This window comes from Arthrobacter sp. M2012083, from assembly GCF_000281065.1.
GTDB lineage: Bacteria > Actinomycetota > Actinomycetes > Actinomycetales > Micrococcaceae > Arthrobacter.
In genome coordinates this window covers 1-20,694 of sequence record NZ_AKKK01000019.1, presented here as the reverse complement: position 1 = coordinate 20,694, position 20,694 = coordinate 1, and the positions used below count along the sequence as shown (strand labels likewise).

The following is a 20,694-nucleotide window of genomic DNA, read 5'->3' as shown; positions in this document are numbered from 1 at the left end:
TCAGCATGATCACGTTCCTTGCGAAGCGGACGGCGACCCTCGTGGTCGCCGTCCTGCTGTCGTCTTTCGCCGTATTCCTTATTCCCTTTGTCACCCCGGGTGATCCTGTACGGAAAATCATCCGCTCCCGCGTCGCCGGGGATGTGGTGGATGAGGCCACCGTTCGGGCCTTGGGCGAGAGTCTGGGACTCAACGATCCTCTTCCCGTCCAGTACCTGCGCTGGCTGGGGGACTTCTTCACCGGGGATATGGGCTTGTCCCATATCAGCAGGACGCCGGTAGTTGACCAGGTACTACCCGCTTTGGGCATCACCCTGAGCCTGGTGTTCGTGGCCTTGGGCACCGCAGTGCTGGTGTCGCTGCCCTTGGGGATTGTTGCGGCGCTGAAACAAGGAAGTAAGACGGACAAGTTGATCACCACGGTCACGCAGTCCTTCATCGCCATGCCTGAATACTGGTTGGCCCCGCTGTTGGTGCTCGTGTTCGCCCTCAAGTTGTCCTTGCTGCCTTCCGCAGGGTGGAACACGGCATCGTCCATCGTCCTCCCTGCGGCAACACTGGCATTGCGGCCCATTAGCTTCTTCACTTCTGCCGTGCGGTCAGGAATGATCGATGCCCTCGAAGCCGAACACATTTCCGCCGCGCGAGCCCGGGGACTGAGCCACGTCCAGACAATCCTGCGGCACGTTGTGCCCAACGGCCTGGTCCCGTTGTCCACTCTGTTCGCGGTGTGGTTCGCGGGCCTGCTGGGGGGCTCGGTCATTGTGGAGGTGATCTTCGCCATTCCCGGCATGGGAAGGCTTCTCTACGACGCCGTTATCAACAGCGACATACCGTTGGCCCAGGGCGGCGTGGTGGTTGTAGTGGCACTGGCTGTCGCAATCACCACTCTCGCCGATTTCCTGCACCGGATCCTTAGCCCGAAGGTGAGTGGAGCCCTTGCGTAACCGTTCAGCGATCGACGCTGCCGCCGTCGTAATACTCGTTCTGATTGTCGCTGCCGTGGCCGCTGCGCCTTGGTTGGCGCCGTTTCCTCCGGACGATCAGAACCTCGCCGCACGACTTCAGCCACCCGGCGCTGCGCATTGGCTGGGAACGGACCACCTCGGGCGGGACACGCTGAGCCGCTTGCTCGACGGCGGTCGCTTCTCCCTGGTGGTTGCCGCACTGGCCACAGTGCTGACCGGAGTCATCGGTTTGGTTGTCGGTGTTCTTAGCGCCCGCCGCAAGGGCTGGCTGGATGAGTTTTTCACCCGCACCAACGACGTCCTGCTGGCACTTCCGGAGATGGTGGTGGCGCTTTTCATCGTCGCTGCCATGGGCACTGGCTTCACCTCGCTGCTGGTGGCACTGACCGTGACAGGGTGGACGCCGTTTGCGCGACTGGCCCGGACACTGGCTTATGACGTCTCGGCACGCGGCTTTGTCGAAGCAGCGCGAGTGGTGGGATGCTCGCCGTGGTTCATTATTTTCCGCCACATCCTCCCGCACCTTGCCGCCCCCATGCTGGGACAGGCAACACTTCGCTTCGGTCAGCTCCTGATCAGCGTCGGAGCACTGTCCTACCTTGGGCTCGGCGTGCAGCCGCCGCAATCCGATTGGGGTTCCATGCTGGCAGCGGCGCAACCGTACGCAGAGAGGGCTCCGTGGGGAATCATTGCCCCTGGACTCGCCGTCTTCCTGGTGGCCCTGTGCGTGACATTGATCGGTCAACGGGCATCACGCCGGGCCTCGGATCCGGTGGACGTCCTTGTGGTGGAAGGACAGCATGCCTGAGCTCGTCGTTGAGGATCTGACGGTTCGCAGTGAGGGAACGGGGCGGCCTATCCTCGCAGGTGTCAGCCTGGCCGTGAAGCCCGGCGAGTTTGTGGCATTGGTGGGAGGCTCCGGTTCGGGCAAGACCATGACTGCGCGGTCGGTGCTGCAGCTGTTGCCTCCACAGTTGAGCATTGAGTCGGGATCCATCCGGCTTGGGGCGCTGGACGTAACCGGAGCCTCCGAAGCTGAGCTGAACCGCGTTCGAGGTGGGCGGCTAGGGATGTTGTTTCAGCAGCCAAAGAAGATGTTCAACCCCAGCAAGACCATCGGCGCCCATCTCCGGGAACCACTTAAATTGCATTCAGGCCTACGCGGCCGTGCTGCAAAGACGAAGGTTCTCCAATTGCTTGCAGAGGTGGGCTTCGAGGATCCGCAACAGGGTGCGCGTTCATACCCGCACCAGCTATCAGGCGGCATGGCGCAGCGTGCCATGACCGCCATGGCCTTGGCCGGTCAGCCCGAGATCCTTCTGGCCGATGAACCGACGTCGGCCTTGGACAAAGTGCTGGAACAGCAAATCCTGGAACTACTCGACCGGCAACGGATCCAACGCGGCCTGGGCGTCCTCTACATCACGCATAACCTTGCTTCGGTGGCCGCATTTGCAGACAGGGTGTTGGTGATGGATGCGGGAGTGGTTGTTGAATCCGGCACCACGGAAACTGTCCTGGGCAACCCCGGGACCACGTACACGCGCAAGCTGCTCGAAGCGTCCAACTTGGCGCCCACCAGCATCCCGGCTGCTCCGACCCACCAGCGCAGCGCCCTTACGCTGACAAATGTGGTCAAGCAGTTCGGATCCGGCAAGCGCAAGGGACGGCCTGCCTTGGACTCGGTTTCGCTGGATGTAAAAAAGGGCGAAATCCTGGGCGTTCTTGGCCAATCCGGGTGCGGTAAGAGCACTCTCGCTCGGGCCATTGTTGGGCTGGAAGGTATCAGCAGTGGCAGCATCACCAGGACGGTGATCGCGGCTGACGCACGAGCAACGGCTGTTCAGCTGGTATTCCAGGAACCCCACGATTCGTTCGACCCACGCTTGACCCTGCGTTCCAGCCTGGAAGCGCCGCTCCGGTCGCAAAAGGGGCTCACAGCAGCTGAACGGTCCCGCAGGCTCGCAGCGGCCATGGAAGAAGTGGAGCTGGATCCCGCCCTCCTGGACCGGCGCCCGGGTCAATGCTCCGGAGGGCAATTGCAGCGGGTCACCATCGCCCGGGCATTGTTGTTGGAACCTGAAGTGCTCATCTGTGACGAAGCGACGTCTGCCCTGGACGCGCTGACCCAGCGGACCATTCTTGAACTGTTGCAGCGCCTGCACCGGGACCGCGGGCTGACCCTGATGATCATCACCCATGACATGGACGTGGTGAGGCACATGTGCCAGCGGGTCGCAGTCCTCTACCAAGGGCGCCTTGTGGAGCTCACCGACACGGACAAGTTCTTTTCAGATCCGCAGCACCAGCACAGCCAAGACCTCGTTTCCGCCGCCATTCCGTGCCGTGGGCTGCACCTGAAGAAAATCAGGGCGGCGCTCTAGCGGCTCGCGGCTAACTGCCTCAATACATACTCAGCACACCTAACCCCCTCGCCAGTCAGCGTGGGGGTTAGGCGTCGTTGGGAGGAGAAGTCCAAGCGCTCTCATGTCAGTGATATGGTCTTGAGTTTGTGTTACTAACATTGTTAGTATGACAGGACAAACTTAGGAGTGTAGACATGCCGCTTGTTCGAATCGACGTCAATCAGGGTCGCTTGCCGGAAGAGCTGGCCGCGCTGAGCCGCCAGATCCACGATGCAATCGTCGCTGAATATGGGATCCCGGAACGGGACTATTTTCATATCCTCACCGAGCACCCGCAGGGTCAGATTGTTGCCCGGGATGCAGGTTTGGGTTTTGAGCGGACTCCCGGCGTTGTCATGATCCAGATCTTTACCCAAGGTGGCCGGAGCCAAGAGGCAAAGAGCTCCCTTTTCCAAGCTATTGCGGGCGGTCTCGCGGAGGTGGGGGTCCCTGGCGAAGATGTCTTCGTGGGCTATGTGGAGAACTCGCCGGGCGACTGGTCATTTGGCTTCGGGCGCAGTCAATATGTCACTGGGGAACTCGCAGTGCCGCGCAAGTAGACCGGTCCGTGTCATGTTGTAAATATGTCAGTACAAACCTTTGACAGGACATTGATTCTGGTGCAGAGTAGTCATGTGGCCCCGCTCACTGAGGGGTGGCAAGGCATTGGGGCCCAGCGCTCAAAGGTTCAGAGTTCACAAGAGAAAGGTCAACGATTATCGTGACCCACGAACTGCTTACTATCGGGCGCATCAGCGTTGATATTTACCCGAACGACATTGGGGTGGATCTGGAGGACGTGACGTCCTTCGGCAAATACCTTGGAGGTTCGCCCTCCAATGTGGCCGTCGCCGCCGCACGACACGGGCGCCGCGCGGGAGTCATCACCCGCACCGGCGACGACGCTTTCGGCAACTATCTTCACCGGGAATTGCGCAAGTTCAATGTTGACGATTCCTTCGTTTCCCCGGTCAAGGAGTACCCAACAGCTGTGACCTTCTGCGCGATCAAGCCCGCAACAGACGAGTTTCCGCTGTACTTCTACGGTCGCTTTCCCACTGCTCCGGACCTGCAGATCAAAGCGGAAGAGCTGGACCTGGAGGCGATCCGGGATGCAGGGATTTTCTGGTCCACCGTCACCGGCCTCTGCCAGGAGCCCAGCCGTGAGGCCCACATCAAAGCACACCAAGCCCGTCCGCGAACCGGCCTCAAAGACGGTCAGTTCACCATCCTGGACCTGGACTACCGTCCGATGTTCTGGGCCTCCGAAGAGGAAGCCCGCGCCGAGGTTGCCAAAGTCCTCCCGCACGTTACCGTCGCGATTGGCAACGACAAGGAATGCGCGGTCGCCGTAGGTGAGGGGACGCCTGATGAGCAGGCAGACCGCCTGCTGGCTGCCGGCGTCCAAATTGCCGTGGTCAAGCTCGGACCGGACGGCGTTATGGCCAAGACCCGCACGGAGCGTGTGGTTTCGGCACCTGTACCAGTGGAAACCGTTAACGGTTTGGGCGCTGGCGACTCGTTCGGCGGTGCGTTCTGTCACGGACTGTTGTCCGGTTGGCCCCTTTCGGAAGTCCTGGATTACGCGAACGCATCCGGTGCAATCGTCGCCTCGCGTGTCTCTTGTGCAGATGCGATGCCGACGCCGGAGGAAGTTACCTCGCTGCTCGCAGAACGCGGCCGCCCCATCCCCGGTGCCACTCTGTCAGCCGCCGCAATCACAGCCGACACCTTCAGTGAAGGAGTAGTTCGTTGAGCCTTAATGACGATCCCCGCCGCTACGAGCACTTGAGCCGTATCCGGTTGGAGGACCCCGAGGCCGTGGCTCGGGCAGCAGCTACCCGCCGTCGCCATCCTGGCCTGAAACACAGCGCGCAGAACTTCATTGTTGCCGCGGACCACCCGGCACGCGGCGCCCTCGCCGTTGGTGCGCAGCCAATGGCCATGGCCGATCGCAGGGACCTTTTGGATCGTCTGCAGATCGCGTTGGCGAACCCTGCCGTTGATGGCATCCTCGCCTCGCCGGACATCATGGATGACCTTCTGTTGCTGGGTGCCTTGGAAGGCAAGCTCGTTTTCGGCTCCATGAACCGCGGAGGCCTGGCTGGGCTGGTCAACGAATTCGACGACCGCTTCACCGGGCACACTGCTGCTGCTTTGGAGGCACTCGGTGCGGATGGCGGCAAGATGCTCACGCGCATCTGCCTGGGTGACCCTGACACGGTAGCCACTCTCGAGGCGACGGCGAAGGCCATTGATTCGTTGGCCGCACGTAAACTCATCGCCATGGTGGAGCCGTTCCTTTCCGTCCGTGATGCACACGGCAAGGTCCGCAACGATCTCCGCGCTGACGCCGTGATCAAATCTGTCGGCATTGCCGAAGGCCTCGGTTCCACCAGTGCCTACACTTGGATGAAATTGCCGGTTGTGGCAGAGATGGAACGCGTCATGGCGTCCACCACCATGCCTACCGTGCTGTTGGGCGGCGACCCCGACGGCAGCCAGGACGAGGTTTTCGCCAGCTGGCAGGCAGCCCTTGCCTTGCCCGGTGTTCGGGGCCTCACTGTCGGAAGGACGCTGCTCTACCCGCACGACGACGATGTGGCGGGGGCTGTTGCGACGGCTGCCTCGCTGCTGAACAACTCTGCACCCTTGCCCGCCGCGGCGGATGGGCGAACCATCTCAGACCGTATCCCAGTGAAAGTATCGGAGTAGCTAGTAATGGGTACAGCAACCCGTCGGATGACCGTGGCGCAGGCTGTGGTCGAGTTCCTTTCCAAGCAGTACACCGTGGATTCGATCGATGGTGTGGAGTATCGTGAGCGGTTGATTCCGGGGACGTTCGGTATTTTCGGGCACGGCAACGTGGCCGGTGTGGGTCAGGCGTTGAAGCAGTATCAGGCAGCGGACCCTACGGTCATGCCGTATTACCAGGGTCGTAATGAGCAGGCCCAGGTGCATCAGGCTGTGGGTTATGCCCGGCACACGCGTCGTCGGCAGACTTTCGCTATCAGCACCTCCATTGGGCCGGGTTCCTCGAACCTTTTGACGGGGGCGGCGTTGGCTACTACCAACCGTCTGCCGGTGTTGCTGCTCCCGAGTGACACGTTCGCGACCCGTGCTGCGGATCCCGTGTTGCAGCAGTTGGAGCTGCCGTACGCATATGACATCACGGTCAACGATGCGTTCCGTCCGTTGTCCAGGTTCTTTGACCGGGTGTCCCGTCCGGAGCAGCTGTTCTCTGCGTTCCATCACGGATTGCGGGTCCTGTTGGACCCGGCCGATACCGGCGCTGTGACTATTTCGCTGCCTCAGGATGTGCAGGCCGAGGCTTACGATGTTCCCGAAGAGTTCCTGGCCGAGCGTGAGTGGCGGATCCGCCGGCCCGAGGCAGAGGACGACGACATTCGCCGCGCCGCCGAGGCCATCCGCGCCGCGAAGCGTCCGCTGATCATCGCCGGCGGCGGCGTCCTTTACGCGTACGCCAACGAGGAACTCGCCAAGTTCGTTGAGCTGACCGGCATTCCGGTGGGCAACACGCAGGCAGGCGTCGGCGTCCTGCCCTGGGACCACAAGTTCTCCCTCGGTGCTATCGGCTCAACGGGAACGACGGCGGCCAACGCCATCGCGGCCGAAGCGGACCTCATCATTGGGATCGGTACGCGCTACGAGGACTTCACTACCGCATCCCGGACGGCTTTCCAGAACCCGGAGGTGAAGTTCGTGAACATCAACGTCGCGCCGATCGATGCCTACAAGCACGGCACCTCGCTGCCGATCGTCGCTGACGCACGCAAGGCACTCGTGAAGCTCAACCAGGCCTTGGGCGGTTACCGGGTTGGTGCTGATCTTGAAGAGAAGGTAGCAGCCGAGAAGAAGCGCTGGAACGGAATCGTGGATCATGCCTTCGAAACCCGTGATACGCCGTTGCCCGCGCAGAACGAGATCATCGGCGCCACCAACAAGGCGATGGATGACCAGGACGTGGTGATCTGCGCGGCGGGTTCGCTGCCCGGTGACCTGCACAAAATGTGGCGGGTCCGGGACCCCTTCGGTTACCACGTGGAGTACGCGTACTCCTGCATGGGCTACGAAATCCCGGGCGGGTTGGGCGTCAAGCGTGCGGCGCTGGCCGAAGCTGCTGCAGGCGGCCCGGACCGGGATGTGGTTGTCATGGTGGGGGACGGCTCCTACCTGATGATGCACACCGAACTGGTCACCGCCGTCGCCGAACGCATCAAGCTGATCGTGGTCCTCATCCAGAACCATGGCTATGCCTCGATCGGGTCGCTGTCAGAGTCTCTTGGTTCGCAGCGGTTCGGTACGCAGTACCGGGTCCTGGACAAGGAACAGCACAGCTTCGACGCCGGTGATAACCTGCCCATCGATCTGGCCACCAACGCAGAGTCCCTGGGCGCGAGGGTTATCCGGATCGAACCGGGGGAGCACGTGATTGAAGCCCTGGGCGCCGCGATCAAGGAAGCCAAGGCGGCCCCGGAAACGGGCCCGATCGTGATCCACGTTGAGTCCGATCCTTTGCTGGATGCCCCGAGCTCCGAGTCCTGGTGGGACGTTCCGGTCTCGCAGGTTTCCGAGCTCGAATCCACCCGGCAGGCCTACAAGACGTACACCGACCACAAGAACCGCCAGCGCAAGCTGCTCGGCTAGAAACACCAAAGACCAGAAGGAAGTCCGCACATGTCGACGACGACCACACTGACCACCATTCACCATTTCATCAACGGCGCTGAAACCACCGGTGAGGGGGACCGCACCCAGCCCGTGTATAACCCCGCCACCGGCCAGGTGTCCGCTGAACTGCGGCTGGCCAACGAGGCCGACCTGAATGCCACCGTTGCCGCGGCCCGCAAAGCGGCGGATTCGTGGGGTGACATTTCCCTGGCCAAGCGAACCGCAGTGCTGTTCAAGTTCCGTGAACTCGTTGCAGCGCACGTGGACGACCTCGCTGAGCTGATTACCGCCGAGCACGGCAAGGTCCTCTCCGACGCGAAGGGCGAGATCGGCCGCGGCCTGGAGGTTATCGAGTTCGCTTGTGGCATCCCGCAACTGCTCAAGGGCGACTACTCGGACCAGGTCTCCACCGGCATCGATGTCTTCTCCTTCCGCGAACCCCTGGGCGTCGTAGCCGGCATCACGCCGTTCAACTTCCCCGTGATGGTCCCGCTCTGGATGGCACCGATGGCCATCGCCACGGGCAACGCGTTCATTCTCAAGCCCTCCGAGCGTGACCCGTCCGCTCCGATGCTGCTCGCGAAACTGTGGAAGCAGGCCGGCCTTCCCGATGGCGTGTTCCAGGTCCTGCACGGTGGGAAGGAAACAGTGGACGGCCTGCTGACCCACCCGGACGTGGACGGCATCTCCTTTGTGGGCTCCACCCCGATCGCCCAGTACGTCCATGAAACAGCCACCAAGCACGGCAAAAGGGTCCAGGCCCTGGGCGGGGCAAAGAACCACGCCATCGTGATGCCCGACGCCGACCTCGATAACGCCGCAGACCACCTCGCAGCCGCCGCCTTCGGTTCCGCCGGGGAACGCTGCATGGCGATCTCCGTCGCCGTCGCCGTTGGTGACGCTGCGGACCTGATCGTGAAGAAGGTCGAAGAACGCGCCCTGGCAGTGAAGGTCAAGAACGGCACAGAACCCGACGCCGAAATGGGCCCGGTCATCACTCCGGCCTCCAAGGAACGCATTGTCAAGATCGTCACGGAAGCCGAAACCGCCGGCGCGGCCATGGTGGTGGACGGCCGCGACCTGGTGGTCCCCGGCCACGAAGACGGTTTCTGGGTCGGCCCAACGGTGATTGACCACGTCAGGACCGAAATGACCGCCTACACAGAGGAAATCTTCGGACCCGTCCTGGTAGTGGTCCGCGTCGCCGACCTCGACGAAGGCATCGCGCTGATCAACTCCAACCCCTACGGCAACGGCACCGCGATCTTCACCTCTTCCGGCGCCGCAGCACGGAAGTTCCAACGCTCCGTGACCGTCGGCATGGTAGGCATCAACGTGCCCCTGCCCGTCCCGGTGGCCTACCACTCCTTCGGTGGCTGGAAGAACTCCCTCTTCGGCGACAAGCACATCTACGGACCCGAAGGCGTCTCCTTCTACACCCGCGGCAAAGTCATCACCTCACGCTGGCCCGAACCCACCCACGCCTCCGGCGCCTCCTACAACTTCCCCTCCAACTGAACTGTGCCCACGGCCGCAAAGGAAGACAACGCTGTCATGACTGATGTTGAGAACAAGCTGATCATCGGCACCGCCCCTGATTCCTGGGGCGTCTGGTTCCCTGATGATCCCCGGCAGACTCCGTGGGAACGGTTCCTCGATGAGGTTGCGGAGTCCGGCTACAAGTGGATCGAACTGGGTCCGTACGGTTACCTGCCGAATGACCCCGCCCGGTTGGCTGAGGAACTGAAGCAGCGTGAGCTCCAGGTCACCGCAGGTACGGTCTTCACGGCCTTCCACCGTGGTGCCGAGCAATACAACGAAGCATGGGAACCGGCCCGAAAGGTTGCCGAACTGACGGCAGCCATGGGCGGAGAACATCTTGTGGTCATCCCCGCCATGTGGCGCGACGACGTCACCGGTGAAGCCGTTGAGAACGGTGAACTCTCGGACGAGCAATGGGCAGACCTGTTCGCTGGCCATAACCGCATGGGCAAGGTCCTGCTGGAGGACTTTGGGTTGCACCAGCAGTTCCACTCGCATGCTGACTCGCACGTGGGTGCGCAAAAGGACATCGAAACGCTGTTGGCGGCCACCGATCCGGAGTACGTGAACCTGTGCCTGGACACGGGGCACGCCGAGTACTGCGGCGCATCGAGCCTGGAGCTCATCAAGAACTACCCGGACCGTATCGGTTACCTGCACCTCAAGCAGATCAACCCCGAGGTCCTCGCCGAGGTGAACGAGAAGAACATGACCTGGGCAGCCGCCAACCTCGCCGGCGTCATGACCGAGCCGCCGAACGGCCTTCCGGACCTGCGCGCTGTCATCGAAGCCGTGGAAGGCCTCAACCGGCCCATCTTCGGCATCGTGGAGCAAGATATGTACCCGGTAGCGTTCGATGTGCCGATGCCCATCGCCAAGCGGACCCGGAATTACCTGCTTTCCTGCGGATCCCGCACCAGGGTCCAATAACACCGTTCTGTAGCGCCATCCACTAGTAGCGCCGTTCAGTAGCAAACCAAAATTTCACGAAGGACAGATACAGTGACCAAGATTCTCCGCGTTGCCGTCATCGGCGCAGGCCGCATGGGTGCGGACCACATCAAGCGCCTCAGTACCCGCATCCACGGCGCTGAAGTAGCCGCCGTCGTCGACGTCGACCTTGCCCGTGCGCAAGCCGCCATTGAGGGGATCGACGGCGCCGTGGCGTTGGCCAGTTCCGACGAGGCGCTCAACAACGGTGACGTCAACGCCGTCCTGATTGCCACGCCTGGTTTCCTCCACGAGGAAATCCTTTATAAGGCGTTGGAGAAAGACTTCCCGATCTTGTGTGAGAAGCCGCTTACCCCTGACGCTGATAGCGCCTGGAAAGTTGTCCAGGCCGAGCAGGCTTTGGGGCACAAGCGCATCCAGGTGGGTTTCATGCGCCGTTTCGACGCCGAGTACTCGGCTTTGGGTGCGATCATCCGCAACAGTGAATTGGGGGAGCTGTTGATGTTGCACCACCAGCACCGCAATCCGGGCACGCCCGAGGGATTCACCAACGAGATGCTGATCAACGACTCCGTAGTCCACGAGTTCGACGCAATCCGCTACTTCACGGGTGAAGAAATCACCTCCGTGCAGGTCCGCTTGGGCAAGCCCACGCGCAGCGCGCCGAACGGCCAGCATGACCCGCAGCACGTGCTGCTGGAAACCGAGTCAGGTGTGCTGGCCGACGTCGAAATCTACGTCAACGCCAAATTCGGTTATCAGGTGAGCACGCAAGCGTCCTTTGAAGAGGGCATTGTGAGTATTGGCGGCGACAACGGCCCGTACATCCAGTCCGCGGGCAAGTGGGGCGGTAACGTCACCCCAGGTTTTGAAGAGCGTTTCGGAGCTGCGTACGACGTCGAGGTGCAGGCTTGGGTAGACGCCGCACTTCGCGGCGAAATCGGCGGACCAACCGCCTGGGACGGCTACGCTACCGCAGCCTGCTGCGAGGCCGGCGTCGAAGCCCAGAAGTCGGGCGAAAAGGTCAAAGTTCAGCTGAACACCAAGCCGGACCTGTATAAGTAGGGGACATTCACCATGAAGATTGCACTGGATCCCACACCGTTCCACCACAGCCACACCCTGCTGGAGTTCCCGCGCGTGGCAGCCGATCTCGGCTACAAATACCTTCAGATGACCCCGCACGCGGATCTCATCCCGTTCTATAACCATCCAAAGGCCGACGACGAACTCGTAGGAAAGTTGAAGGCAGCCTGCAAGGACACCGGCGTCGAAATCGCCTCGGTCCTGCCGGTCCTTCGGTGGTCGGGTCCGGACGAGGACGCCCGCGAAGCCGCAGTCCGGTACTGGAAGCGCGCCATCCAGATCACGGTAGACCTCGGGGTCCAGACCATGAACACCGAGTTCAGCGGTCGTCCGGAGAAAGCGGAGGAGTCCGAACGCGCGTTTTACCGCTCCATGGAGGATTTGCTCCCGATCATCGAACGCGAGGGTCTGGACGTCCTCATTGACCCGCACCCGGACGACTTCGTGGAGGACGGCCTGGCCGCTCTCCGTGTCATCAGGGGTGTAAACTCCCCGAACATCGGGATGGTCTACGTCGCTTCGCACAGTTTCCACATGGGCAACAAGCCGTTGGAGATCATGCGGGCAGCGGGAGACAGGCTTCGCTTGGTGCACGTTTCGGACACCATGAACCATCATGCCTCCCACGGCCTCCGCTACATCACCAACCCGCCCGGCAATGCCGTCCGCGTTCACCAGCACCTGAAGATCGGCGACGGCGACGTGAACTGGGACGAGTTCTTCGGCGGCCTGAAGGAGATCGGCTTCCTGGACAAGGAAAACACCGTGATGGTCTCGTCGGTTTTTGCTGAGGATGAGAACGCGGAAGATGTTTCCCGCTACCAGCTCAAGTCGATGATCGACTACGTCGCCCGGACGAACTAAAGACGGTGGCGGGAAAAGGAAGCCATGACCAAGTCTTCTTCAATTGAGACCAACACGAACCAGCTTGTAACTCTTCCGACACCATGGGGGAAGACCGGAAAACCGGACAACCCCAAGAAGTTCCTCCGCAAGGTGGCCTTGTTTTCTACCTTCGGCGGATTGCTGTTCGGCTATGACACCGGTGTAATCAACGGCGCCCTGCCGTTTATGCAGAAGGACCTCGGCCTGACGCCGTTGGCTGAAGGCCTGGTCACCTCGACGCTGCTCTTCGGTGCGGCGTTCGGGGCGATCAGCGCAGGACGGCTTTCCGACCGCTTTGGACGGCGCAAAACGATTATGGGTCTTGCCTTGATCTTCGCCTTTGCCACTGTGGGTTGTTCCTTGGCACCGAGCACTGAGCTCCTGGTCCTTGCCCGCACAGTCCTGGGTCTCGCCGTCGGCGGCGCCTCAGTGATCGTTCCCGTGTATCTGGCAGAGATGTCTCCGGCGGCCCAGCGCGGGAGGATCGTCACGCAGAACGAGCTGATGATCGTGACCGGCCAGTTCCTCGCCTTTACGTTCAACGCGGTCCTGGGCAACCTGTTCCCTGAAGAGCTGCATGTGTGGCGCTGGATGCTGGTGATTGCCACGCTTCCTGCCGTTATTCTATGGCTCGGCATGCTCGTCCTGCCGGAGAGCCCCCGTTGGCTCGCATCGGCCGGACGTTTCGGCGAGGTCCTGGAAGTCCTCCGCTCCACACGGAGTGCGGGAGAGGTCGGGGCCGAGTTCGACGAGGTGCGTCAGGCGGCCAGGGAGGACTATCAGTCAAAACTCGGGACGTTCAAGGACCTCACCGTGCCTTGGATACGCAGGATCTTTGTGGTTGGTCTTGGTATGGCCGTCATCAACCAGATCAGCGGCGTCAACGCCATCATGTATTACGGGACCACCATCTTGTCCTCGTCCGGCTTTGGAGACCAAGGGGCCTTGATTGCCAACGTCCTCAATGGCATGACGTCTGTGGCGGCCGTCATCGTAGGCATGTATTTGATGACGCGCGTGCGCCGGAAACCCATGCTCATTGTGGGGTTGATCGGTACCGCGTCATCGCTGACGGCCATTGCGCTTATCTCCCTGGCCTTGCCGGAAAGCACTCTGCGTGGCTATCTGGTGTTGCTGTTTATGGTGACGTTCCTGGCTTCCATGCAGGGGTGCATTGGAACCGTTACCTGGCTGACCATGTCCGAGATCTTCCCGATGCATGTTCGTGGGATCGGCATGGGCATCTGCGTTTTCGTGTTGTGGATGATCAACTTCCTGATCGGCTTCTTCTTTCCGCAGTTGGTCTCGCTGATGGGAGTTTCCGCGACGTTCTTCATTTTCGTGGCCCTGCAGTTGTGCGCCATTGTGTGGGTCAAGCGCACTGTTCCGGAGACCAAAGGCAAGTCCCTTGAGGAATTGGAACATCTTTTCAAAGAGAAGGCTGGAATAATCGCTTGACTGAGGACCCTCCTTGAGTGGTGCTGTGTGGCGATAAAAAGATGGGGACGGCGCCTGAGCGCCGTCCCCATCCGGGCCCGGTAAGGAGTCCCGGGGGGCGTGAAGCCTCAGGCCGTCGGGTTCAATGACGCGGAGAGTGCCGCATCAGCATCCAGCAGGACCTGGGCTGCCACCTGCAACCCCTCGATGCGACCCAGGGAAACGTCCTCGTGTTCGATGTTGACCAGCATGTCCGGGTCCACCTCATGCAGCGCACGCAGGAACTCAGTCCAGAAGGCGGTGTCGTGGCCGCGGCCCAGGGCTACGAAGTCCCATGCGGATTTCTTCGGCCATTCATTTGCCCACTCGTCGCCGCCAAGGTTTGTGCGGTTCTCATCCGGAGAGAGCCGGCGGAAGCTGTTGTCCAGCACGCCGTAGAGGGCGGCATTGCCGGTATTCACCCGGACATCCTTTGCGGCCGCTTGGAACACCAGCGGACCGAGCTCGCGGACCACCGCAACTGGATCCATCTGCTGCCAGAAGAGGTGCGAAGCATCCAGTTCCACACCGACATGCGTGGCGCCGGTGAGTTCGATGAGCTTGTAGACGTCCGCAGTGTTGAACACGATGTTCTGGGGGTGCAGTTCGAGTGCCACCTTGACGTCGTGGTCCGCAGCAAGGCGGTCGGTTTCCCTCCAGAAATCGGCGGCGACGCCCCACTGAAAGTCCAACACGTCAAGTGCCGCAGAGTTCCAGGCATTGACCACCCAGTTGACGGTGGTGGCACCGGACTCGCCGCCGGGCAGCCCGGACATAGTGACCACCCGCTTCTGTCCCAGCCGATGCGCCAGTCGAATGGAGCGGCGGATATCTTCAGCATGCTTTTCGCCGATTTCACGTTTAGGGTGCAGGGGATTGCCATTGCAGTTCAGGCCGGCGATCGAAACGCCGGTTCCCTCAAACAGCGCCAGGTAATCATCACGGGCCGCGTCGCTCTCCAGGATCTGATCCATGGTGGGCACATGAACGGCGGGCAGGAAGCCACCGGTATTGATCTCAATGCCGGTCAGACCAAGGTCTGCTATGACCTTGAGCGCCTCGGGGAGTGGCCGGTCGTGCAGTATTGCGTTGTAGACGCCGAGTTTCATAGTGTGATCTTCTTCCCGTTGTTGAGGGCAGATTCGGTGACGGCACCGAGCAGTTCCATGTTGCGCACGCCTTCGTCGAAGGTGGCGCAGCGAGGCAGGGATGTGTCTTCGCCAAGGCCTGCAACCTCCTCGAGGAACGCGCGGGCCTGGTAGCCGAACGCGTCGTTCTGGCCGAAACCCACCTCGGGAGCGTCCATGGCGAGGCCGCCGGTGATGTACGGGTGGCCGGGGCCGAGGATCACCTGGCGGTAGCCGTTCTGATTGCCGGATCCGTCATTGAGGAACAGTTGGATTTCCGATGGGCGGCGCTGGTCGAACTTGGCTGCGCCCTTTTCGCAGAACACCTCGAACTGCAGGCTATTGGCGTGTCCTGCCGCTACACGTGAGACTTCGAAACTTCCTGCACCGTTTGCGAACTCTGCGTTGAATGCCGCGTAGTCGTCGTTCTCAACAGCTTCGAAGGTGTCGCTTACGGCCACATGGTCATGGCCCATGACGGCGCTGAGCGGCAACGGACGCTTGTGGATCGCAGTGGTGAGCCGGCCGCCGCTGATGGACTTGATATCGCCGCACAGGAACTCGGAGACGTACGTCAGATGACTTCCGACGTCGGCCAGCGCACCGGAGCCGGGGCCGCCTTTGTAGCGCCAGCTCATCGGCGCTTCGGGGCTGAAACCGTAGTCGGTCCAGTACCGGCCGCTGAAGTGCAGGACATTCCCCAAGGTGCCGTTCTGGATAAGGTCGCGGATGTAGGCGATACCCGGAGTGCGGCGGAAGGTGAGTCCGATGCGGGCGATGGAGGTGGCGTTCCGGGCAGCGTCCGCCATGGCACGGGCATCTGCCAGCGAATCGCTCAACGGCTTCTCGCAGAGCACGTGCTTGCCCGCGGCCAGGAGGCCTTCAACCACTTCGCGGTGCAATGAGTTAGCAATGACAACGCTTACAACGTCAATATCGTCCGCTTCCGCAATTGCCTGCCATGAGGTGTCATTGCGTTCGTAGCCAAAACGGCGGGCCGCCAGCGAGCCGAATTCGGCGTTCACGTCACCAATGGAGACTAAGCGGATATTCGGAAGTACTGGGCTGTAGAGGGTAGGCGCAGTCCGGTAAGCCGCTGCATGGGCCTTGCCGGCCATGCCTGCGCCGATGACCGCGACGCCAAGGCTTTCAGCCATGATTTCTCCTTTGAAATTCTGCCGCGGCGGGGAGACTCGACGGCATTTTGTAGCGCTACAATTTTGTAGGTTGGATTCGAGATTAGCCATGTCTATATGTCCTGTCAATCCTCCATCCCCATCAGACCGCCTCTACGGAAGTTGGCCCCATGAGCACGAGTACGCCGCAGGCGCGGCGCCCAACGATTTACGATGTGGCCAAGCTGGCCGGCGTTTCGCCGTCGCTGGTCTCGCTGGTCCTCCAGAACCCCGCGAAAGTCAGTGACAAGCGCCGGGAGGCGGTCAAAACTGCCATCGCTGAGCTGGGATACCGCCCCAGCCGGGCCGCCACCACTTTGGCGAGCAGCCGGACCAAGAGCATTGGGCTCGTTATTGACGACTACCGGAACCTGTGGTTCGTTGACCTGCTGCGGGGACTGGAATCAGTGTTGACCGAACATGGTTATCAGGTCATGCTTGCTGATTCCCGACCCGGGGAAAACCGCATCAAGGAGGCTGCTGACGGATTGCTGGCCATGCATGTGGACGGGTTGGTGATCGCAGCCGAACCTGGCGCCACGGCGCTGAGCGGCACGGAAGTTCCCACCGTGGTTGCGGGGTGGCGGAATGGAGTTCCGGACGACGCTGACCTCATCACCAACGACGACGATGGGGGTGGCGCGATGGCGGCAGACCACCTGCTGCAACTCGGGCACCGCAGGATAGGGCACCTTTCGGGCTCGGGCGGCGCGGCAGCGCACCGCAGGGAGGGCTTCCGGGACCGACTTCATCAAGCCGGTGTAGAACCGCTGATCGTGGGGGAGGAGGGTGATACCACAGAGGAGGCCGGATACGCTTCGGCCTGCTGGCTCCTTGATCACCACCCGGACACCACGGCGATTTTCGCTGCGAATGACACGATGGCGCTGGGCGCCTTTGGTGCGATCAAGGCCCGCGGCTTGTCGGTCCCAGCGGATATCACGGTGATTGGCTATGACAATTCAGCGCTGGCGAAGTCCCGCTATCTTGAGCTGACGTCGGTGGACAACCGAAGTGATGTGGTGGGAGTGGATGTTGCAATGGCATTGCTGGGTCGCATCCAGGGCGCCGCGACGGGACCGCAGCGCAAGCTGATTGCACCCGTTCTGAAGGTTCGGGGCACCACGGCGACACCGCGATCGTGAGGTCGAATGTGAATACCACGTACAAACATACTAATGTCAGGACAAACTATTGACATTTGTGAGTCGGGTCACCATGATCGAGGTAGCAGGCGATCCGGGAACGAGTCCCCGGACGCCCGAAGCTGACATCAAAGGAGATAACGGTGGCAAAATTCTCGTGGCGCAAAGCGGCAGTCGTCGCAGCAGTGGTTCCGTTGGTGGCCCTGAGCGCCTGTTCCAGCCAGGGCGGCAAACCTGCAGATTCCGGTGGGGGTGCAGGCGCTGGACAGGTAGCCGGCACAGACCGCATTAAGGTGGCCCTGATTACTCACGCAGCGGCAGGAGACACCTTCTGGGACATTGTCCGCAAGGGGGCAGAAGAAGCGTCAAGCAAGGACAATGTAGAACTCCTGTACACCAGCGATCCCGAAGCAGGGCGTCAGGCCCAGCTTGTTCAACAGGCCATCGACCAGAAGGTTGACGGCATTGCTGTCACGGTGGCAACTCCGGATGCGTTGAAGGATGTATTGAAGAAAGCCACTGATGCGGGTATCCCCGTGGTGAGCCTCAATGCCGGTGAATCCGTTTCCAGCCAGCTCGGTGCTTTCACGCACTTCGGGTCCAACGAACAGCTTGCCGGCGAGGCAGTCGGCACCCGGCTCGCTGCAGAAGGATACAAGCACCCGGTTTGCGTCATCCAGCAGCAGGGCCACGTGGGGCTGGAGGCGCGCTGCGCCGGCGTAAAGGCCAAGGTGCCGGCAACGGAAATCCTCTACGTCGACGGCAAGGACATGACCGCTGTCCAGTCAACGGCCACGGCCAAACTTCAGGCGTCCAAAGATGCTGATGTGATCATCGGACTCGGCGCTCCCATCACCCTTACCCTGCTCAAATCAGTTACCGATGCCAGCAGCTCGTCCAAGGTAGCCAGCTTCGACCTGAATGCCGAACTTGCCCAGAAGATCGTAGACGGCCAAGTGATCTTCACAGTCGACCAGCAGCCATGGCTTCAGGGCTACATGTCCGTTGATGCCCTGTGGCAGGCAAAGCGCGGCGGCTTTAAGATCGGCGGCGGCCAGCCCGTACTGACCGGTCCAACCATTGTGGACAAGGCCAACGCCTCCGACGTCCTCAAGTTCGCCCAGCAGGGCGTCCGCTAGATCCAGGCATCCGGCTGCGTGGCGGAGAACCGCCACGCAGCCTGACCAACAAGGAGTCATTCCTATGGCAAATACAACAACTCTGCCGCCGGCGGGGGCTTCTGCCCCTGGCGACGAACGGGTCGGACGCCGTAGTCCGGTCCAAAAGTTCCTGGCGAGGCCCGAGGTCGGTGCACTGGTCGGAGCAGTTGTCCTGTTCATCTTTTTCGCTTCTGTTTCCCAGACTTTTACGCAACCAAACGCCCTCGCCACTGTGCTCTACGGCTCATCGACCATAGGCATCATGGCGGTAGGGGTTTCACTGCTGATGATCGGTGGTGAGTTCGACCTTTCCACTGGTGTGGCCGTGATCTCCTCCGCCCTGACTGCCTCGCTCTTCAGCTGGAACTTCTCACTGAATGCCTGGGTTGGTGTCACGCTGGCACTGGTGGTCTCGCTCGGCATTGGATTCATCAACGGCTGGATTCTCGTCAAGACCAAGCTCCCCAGCTTCATCGTCACCCTGGCGACCTTCCTCATGCTGACTGGCCTCAATCTGGCACTGACCCGCCTCATCGGCGGCAGCGTTTCCTCGCCGTCGATCTCCAAATTGGACGGATTCGAATCAGCACGGGCGGTGTTCGCCTCCTCCATCAGCATCGGCGGCGTGGAAGTCAAGATCACGGTGTTCTTCTGGATCATCCTCGTGGCAGTGGCATCGTGGATCCTTTTGCGCACCCGCGTTGGCAACTGGATCTTCGCCGTGGGCGGTGACGCCAATGCCGCCCGCGCAGTTGGTGTCCCTGTAACCAAAACCAAGATCGGTCTTTTCATGGCGGTTGGTTTCTGCGGTTGGATCCTGGGCATGCACAACCTCTTTGCTTTCGATGCCGTGCAGTCCGGTGAAGGTGTTGGAAATGAGTTCCTCTACATCATTGCTGCCGTCATCGGTGGCTGCCTCCTGACAGGCGGCTACGGCTCGGCCGTGGGTGGCGCTATTGGTGCCTTCATCTTTGGCATGGCTAACAAGGGCATCGTCTACGCGCAGTGGAACCCGGACTGGTTCAAGTTCTTCCTGGGCTTGATGCTGCTGCTCGCCACCATCGTCAACCTCATCGTCAAGCGACGCGCGGAACTCAAGTAGGGGGCCCGGGAAATGAATGCCAAAGCGATCGACCAGGAAACGTTGCTCCAGAATGAGCGCGATCCCCTTACCCACACGCCCGTCCATCTCCTCTCCTTGGAAGGGGTCGGCAAGCACTACGGCAACATCATCGCCCTGCGCGACGTCACGATGGCCGTGGACAACGGCCGTGTTACCTGTGTCCTGGGAGATAACGGCGCGGGTAAGTCAACGCTGATCAAGATCATCGCCGGCCTCCACCAGCACGACGAAGGCGTCCTGAACATCATGGGTGAGGAACGGAAGTTCGGATCCCCCCGAGATGCCCTGGACGCCGGCATTGCCACGGTGTACCAGGACCTCGCAGTGGTACCGTTGATGCCGATCTGGCGGAACTTCTTCCTCGGATCAGAGCTCACCAAGGGCTTCGGACCGTTCAAGTACATGGACGTCGAACAGATGAAGGCCATCACGCTCAAGGAACTGGCCGAGATGGGCATCGACCTGCGCGATGTGGAGCAACCAATTGGACAGCTCTCCGGTGGTGAACGCCAGTGTGTCGCAATTGCCCGCGCCGTGTACTTCGGAGCTAAAGTCCTCATTCTGGACGAGCCCACGGCGGCGCTGGGTGTGAAGCAGTCAGGCGTCGTCCTGCGCTATATCCTCCAGGCCCGCGACCGCGGCCTGGGCGTCATCTTCATCACCCACAACCCGCACCATGCCTTCCCGGTTGGTGATCGATTCCTGCTGCTCAAGCGCGGCAAATCCATTGGATACTACGACAAGAAAGACATCACCCTGGACGAACTCACTGCCCAGATGGCCGGTGGCGCCGAACTGACTGAACTCGCACATGAGCTGGAGCAGCTGGGTGGCCACGGCGACGTGGTGAAAGAGGTCAAAGCGGAAGTTGCAGACGTGACGGACAGTGTGAACGCGGGCGCTCCGAAGCACGCGTAGCAGCACGCGCCAGAAAAGGCTCGGGCGGGGGGGTTTCGGGC

Annotated in this window: 18 protein-coding genes; 16 read left to right on the top strand and 2 right to left on the bottom strand. The window is 61.3% G+C overall.

Features of this window, described 5'->3' with window-relative positions:
• The first annotated feature begins 5 nt into the window (after positions 1-5).
• From A477_RS0110430 to A477_RS0110375, 12 genes are all read left to right on the top strand, one after another.
• On the top strand, positions 6-947 hold the full coding sequence (locus tag A477_RS0110430) for an ABC transporter permease (RefSeq protein WP_017198947.1): 942 nt from the start codon (positions 6-8) through the stop codon (positions 945-947).
• Positions 931-1,776: an ABC transporter permease gene (locus A477_RS0110425; RefSeq protein ID WP_017198946.1), complete on the top strand. Its 846-nt coding sequence runs from the start codon at positions 931-933 to the stop codon at positions 1,774-1,776. The genes A477_RS0110430 and A477_RS0110425 overlap by 17 nt, the downstream gene beginning before the upstream one ends.
• Positions 1,769-3,352, top strand: a complete 1,584-nt coding sequence (locus tag A477_RS0110420; RefSeq protein WP_017198945.1) for an ATP-binding cassette domain-containing protein — start codon at positions 1,769-1,771, stop codon at positions 3,350-3,352. The genes A477_RS0110425 and A477_RS0110420 overlap by 8 nt, the downstream gene beginning before the upstream one ends.
• A gap of 176 nt (positions 3,353-3,528) precedes the next feature.
• Positions 3,529-3,933 carry a tautomerase family protein gene (locus tag A477_RS0110415; RefSeq protein WP_017198944.1) on the top strand — a complete coding sequence of 135 codons (405 nt, stop codon included), beginning with the start codon at positions 3,529-3,531 and terminating at the stop codon, positions 3,931-3,933.
• 161 nt (positions 3,934-4,094) lie between these two features.
• Positions 4,095-5,129: a 5-dehydro-2-deoxygluconokinase gene (gene iolC / locus A477_RS0110410; RefSeq protein ID WP_044568687.1), complete on the top strand. Its 1,035-nt coding sequence runs from the start codon at positions 4,095-4,097 to the stop codon at positions 5,127-5,129.
• Positions 5,126-6,088 (top strand): Cgl0159 family (beta/alpha)8-fold protein, encoded by a 963-nt coding sequence (locus tag A477_RS0110405; RefSeq protein ID WP_017198942.1) that lies wholly within the window; start codon positions 5,126-5,128, stop codon positions 6,086-6,088. Before iolC ends, A477_RS0110405 begins: the two co-directional genes overlap by 4 nt.
• Positions 6,089-6,094: 6 nt before the next feature.
• Entirely contained in the window at positions 6,095-8,041 is a 1,947-nt protein-coding gene (gene iolD / locus A477_RS0110400) for a 3D-(3,5/4)-trihydroxycyclohexane-1,2-dione acylhydrolase (decyclizing) (RefSeq protein ID WP_017198941.1), read from the top strand.
• 30 nt (positions 8,042-8,071) lie between these two features.
• Positions 8,072-9,583 (top strand): CoA-acylating methylmalonate-semialdehyde dehydrogenase, encoded by a 1,512-nt coding sequence (locus A477_RS0110395; protein WP_017198940.1) that lies wholly within the window; start codon positions 8,072-8,074, stop codon positions 9,581-9,583.
• A 36-nt stretch (positions 9,584-9,619) separates the two neighbouring features.
• Positions 9,620-10,537 carry a sugar phosphate isomerase/epimerase family protein gene (locus tag A477_RS0110390; protein ID WP_017198939.1) on the top strand — a complete coding sequence of 306 codons (918 nt, stop codon included), beginning with the start codon at positions 9,620-9,622 and terminating at the stop codon, positions 10,535-10,537.
• 72 nt (positions 10,538-10,609) lie between these two features.
• Complete coding sequence (locus tag A477_RS0110385) at positions 10,610-11,623, top strand: Gfo/Idh/MocA family protein (protein WP_017198938.1); 1,014 nt, start codon at positions 10,610-10,612, stop codon at positions 11,621-11,623.
• 12 nt (positions 11,624-11,635) lie between these two features.
• Positions 11,636-12,508: a sugar phosphate isomerase/epimerase family protein gene (locus A477_RS0110380; protein ID WP_017198937.1), complete on the top strand. Its 873-nt coding sequence runs from the start codon at positions 11,636-11,638 to the stop codon at positions 12,506-12,508.
• A gap of 24 nt (positions 12,509-12,532) precedes the next feature.
• The gene (locus A477_RS0110375) at positions 12,533-13,987 is read left to right on the top strand and encodes a sugar porter family MFS transporter (protein WP_017198936.1); all 1,455 of its coding nucleotides are present in this window, start codon (positions 12,533-12,535) and stop codon (positions 13,985-13,987) included.
• Positions 13,988-14,094: 107 nt separating this feature from the next.
• On the opposite strand, the gene A477_RS0110370 is transcribed toward A477_RS0110375, so the two are convergent.
• Both A477_RS0110370 and A477_RS0110365 read right to left on the bottom strand, forming a co-directional pair.
• Complete coding sequence (locus A477_RS0110370; protein ID WP_017198935.1) at positions 14,095-15,114, bottom strand: sugar phosphate isomerase/epimerase family protein; 1,020 nt, start codon at positions 15,112-15,114, stop codon at positions 14,095-14,097.
• On the bottom strand, positions 15,111-16,289 hold the full coding sequence (locus A477_RS0110365; RefSeq protein ID WP_026005519.1) for a Gfo/Idh/MocA family protein: 1,179 nt from the start codon (positions 16,287-16,289) through the stop codon (positions 15,111-15,113). The genes A477_RS0110370 and A477_RS0110365 overlap by 4 nt, the downstream gene beginning before the upstream one ends.
• A gap of 149 nt (positions 16,290-16,438) precedes the next feature.
• Here A477_RS0110365 and A477_RS0110360 point away from each other — a divergent pair, with 149 nt between their 5' ends.
• From A477_RS0110360 to A477_RS0110345, 4 genes are all read left to right on the top strand, one after another.
• Positions 16,439-17,452: a LacI family DNA-binding transcriptional regulator gene (locus A477_RS0110360; protein ID WP_017198933.1), complete on the top strand. Its 1,014-nt coding sequence runs from the start codon at positions 16,439-16,441 to the stop codon at positions 17,450-17,452.
• A gap of 143 nt (positions 17,453-17,595) precedes the next feature.
• Positions 17,596-18,591 (top strand): substrate-binding domain-containing protein, encoded by a 996-nt coding sequence (locus A477_RS0110355; protein ID WP_026005518.1) that lies wholly within the window; start codon positions 17,596-17,598, stop codon positions 18,589-18,591.
• Positions 18,592-18,655: 64 nt separating this feature from the next.
• Positions 18,656-19,714: an ABC transporter permease gene (locus tag A477_RS0110350; protein WP_017198932.1), complete on the top strand. Its 1,059-nt coding sequence runs from the start codon at positions 18,656-18,658 to the stop codon at positions 19,712-19,714.
• A gap of 12 nt (positions 19,715-19,726) precedes the next feature.
• Positions 19,727-20,653, top strand: coding sequence for an ATP-binding cassette domain-containing protein (locus A477_RS0110345; RefSeq protein WP_017198931.1), 927 nt, complete (start codon positions 19,727-19,729; stop codon positions 20,651-20,653).
• The last annotated feature ends 41 nt before the right edge of the window (positions 20,654-20,694 follow it).